The organism is Lentiprolixibacter sp. (assembly GCF_982873095.1).
Window position 1 is genome coordinate 1 of sequence record NZ_CEYNTP010000303.1, and the last position, 2,858, is coordinate 2,858.

At 45.5% G+C, this 2,858-nt stretch carries 3 protein-coding genes; 1 reads left to right on the forward strand and 2 read right to left on the reverse strand.

The genetic code is table 11. From position 1 onward, the window contains the following. Both AC4E7D_RS13545 and AC4E7D_RS13550 read right to left on the reverse strand, forming a co-directional pair. Positions 1-620, reverse strand: a 620-nt coding sequence (locus AC4E7D_RS13545; RefSeq protein ID WP_490174314.1) for a phage tail-like protein, incomplete at its 3' end; no start/stop codon positions are given. 186 nt (positions 621-806) lie between these two features. Beyond that, complete coding sequence (locus AC4E7D_RS13550; RefSeq protein WP_490174315.1) at positions 807-1,955, reverse strand: T9SS type B sorting domain-containing protein; 1,149 nt, start codon at positions 1,953-1,955, stop codon at positions 807-809. Positions 1,956-2,378: 423 nt separating this feature from the next. Here AC4E7D_RS13550 and AC4E7D_RS13555 point away from each other — a divergent pair. Further along, positions 2,379-2,858: hypothetical protein (locus tag AC4E7D_RS13555; protein ID WP_490174316.1), on the forward strand; the 480-nt coding region annotated here is incomplete at its 3' end.

Below are 2,858 nucleotides of genomic sequence, written 5' to 3' on the forward strand. Positions count from 1 at the left end.
GGTCCCTGTGGTCCCTGAGGTCCTTCTGGCCCAACAGCGCCATCAACACCATCAGCTCCTGGTAATCCTTGCGGCCCTTGTGGCCCTTCTGGTCCTTGTGGCCCTTGTGGCCCAACAGCACCATCTGCGCCATCAGCTCCGTCAGCTCCTGGTAATCCTTGTGGCCCCTGTGGTCCTTCTGGTCCTGCCGGTCCTTGTGGTCCTTGCGCACCATCAACACCATCTGCACCAGCGGGTCCTTGTGGGCCGGGAGGTCCTGTTAAGTCACGGGATGTAAAACTTGTCCCATCAGAATAGAAAATGGTAAAGGTACCATTGCCGTTATCCTGGAAACTAAATGTACCTCCCCCGGATCCATTTCCCAGGGAAAGCCACTGTGTTCCATTATAGTAGTGAATGCTTTGAGAGTCCGTATTATACACCAAAGCCCCGTTAAGGGGTTGGATACTTTGCATTTGGGTATCGGTAACCCGGGTAAGTACAAATGCTTTGGTGGTACTTTCGAGCTCAATTATCGATGCCGCATCGATACGGTTGGGGTTGGCCCCGATTTTAACCTGTCCGATGACCAGTTGGGCACAGAGAAGTAGCAGCACAACTGCCAATCTTCGAAAGTTCATATCATTAGGATTTGGGCGAATGCTATTAAACAACGGTAAATTTAAGGCTCACACATCGCGCGTGCCCGAATTTGTTGTGAAGTGGCCAGAAAGTGTTGTGAAATCAAGATCACCTGCCGAACACCTTAGTTTTCGGTAGTTTATCGACCTACATAGTACAAGAAAAAAAGGTGAAATTCCTGGCCATCATTCTGCCTGCAGGTAGAAATAACCCTGATATTGTTTGTTCAGATCCTTGAGGTCCAAAAGATAAAAATAAACGCCTTCTGGTAAGGGGCCTTTATCCGGAAATGGATTTTGGTTGCTGTACCCCTTAAATTCATTTTTGTAATTCGTCTTTGCAAAAACCAGTAGTCCAGCTCGGTTGAAAATTCGTAAGTCGTTATTAGGTGATTGTTCGATGATCTTTAAGACAAAACTGTCATTTATCCCATCACCATTTGGAGTAATGGCGTAATTCCCCGGTTCATCCTTATCAAAATCATTTAAAAATCCAAAAGTGAAAATTTCATAGTCATTGGCGTTAAAGATCTGAGACATGACCGATCCTTCTCCCATATCCCCTTCTAGTTTGGAATTTCCCAGATTTTCCCAGGTTTTCCGGACTTTGGACCAGCCGGCAACCGTTATATTTTCAATATCATCTGTATAAAATTCCATATTGGATTGGGCATTCCAGCTGAGGCTTAGTAAAACCCTCCCGGAAGTATTAAGGTTCCAAAATTCCTGTGGACAAATAGCAGAAAGTTCCGTGTTTATTTTACGGGTATCGAATGAACTGGCAAAACTTTTGGGATTGTCTGGATTTTCCAGATGATAAGCACATTTAGCGAGGAAAACCTCATCCACGAATTGGATGGTAAGCGGCCTGAGCATATCGGAATCTCCAACTGGAAACTCAAATGATTTTTGACCGTCTACCGCGGCACGGCCGTTGATTTTTGTAAGTTCTGAAACGCCATTAAAACCACTTTTTTCCAGGAACTTTACATCAATATTTTTGCGTTTTTTGTCGGTTAGAATATCTCCATATATGAAATTTAATTCCTCAGTTATTTCTATGGATATGTCGAGGTTTAGACCATTTTCGACGCCCAGTTCAAGCTCGTGAAAGGACGGACTAAAAGCCCCGCCGATCTCTAGGGTTTCCGTAGGGTGATAGAAGCCGATAAGCCCCTGGTTATTGTCAAAGCCACTATAGTTCGCGAAATCCGTATGAAATCCTAAGGATCCGTTTTGGTGCAGTTGGAGATTACCATAGTTGTGGATGCCCGACTGGCACAGCGCGTACTGTCCAAAACACATCAGGATCAATATGCAATATCTTGGATTCATTTAATGCTGTATATTAATTTGCTGCCAATCTTCACCATCACTCTGTAGCCATAGGATTTTATTCTTTTTCAAATCATCCATTGACATTCCCTTATTACAGATGTAATCAGTTGATGTTTTGTTATTTCCGGAACTTATGTTTTTAAGGATATATAGCCTACCCGGACAGGATGATGCCGGAGGTAGGGTTATGGTAAGGTTTTTTTGTTTCATTACTATGGTGTAATCATTTTCATTCAGTGTTGTATTTGATGTTACTATTCTGATTGGAAATGCCACAGTGCCGGCAATATCCACAGTTGAGGTAGGCGATTCCTCATTAAAACCAATTTGACCATTAATAAAGCTAAGGCTCTGATTATTAACGTCATATGTTCTTGGTTCACCATTTTGAACCAGATCCTGAGATCCAAAATTTTCGCCTTGAGGTCCTTGAGGTCCTTCAGGCCCTTGCAGTCCTTCCGGACCTTGTATGCCTTGTTCACCCTGGTCTCCTTTATCGCCTTTTGGTCCTTGGATTCCTTGTTCACCCTGAGGTCCTTGGATTCCTTGTTCACCCTGAGGTCCTTGTTCACCCTGAGGTCCCTGTTCACCCTGAGGTCCTACTTCACCAGTATCCCCTTTGTCACCTTTTGGACCCTGAGGCCCTTCAGGCCCTTGCGGTCCAACCGCACCGTCTGCACCGGCAGGTCCCTGAGGTCCGGTTTCGCCTTGAGGTCCGACATTACCGGTGTCTCCTTTATCACCTTTCGGTCCTTGCTCTCCTTGAGGTCCCTGAGGTCCTACATCACCAGTGTCACCTTTATCTCCTTTAGGTCCCTGAGGTCCTTCAGGCCCTTGCGGTCCAACAGCGCCATCTGCACCGGCAGGCCCAACGTCACCCTGATCACCTTTGTCACCTTT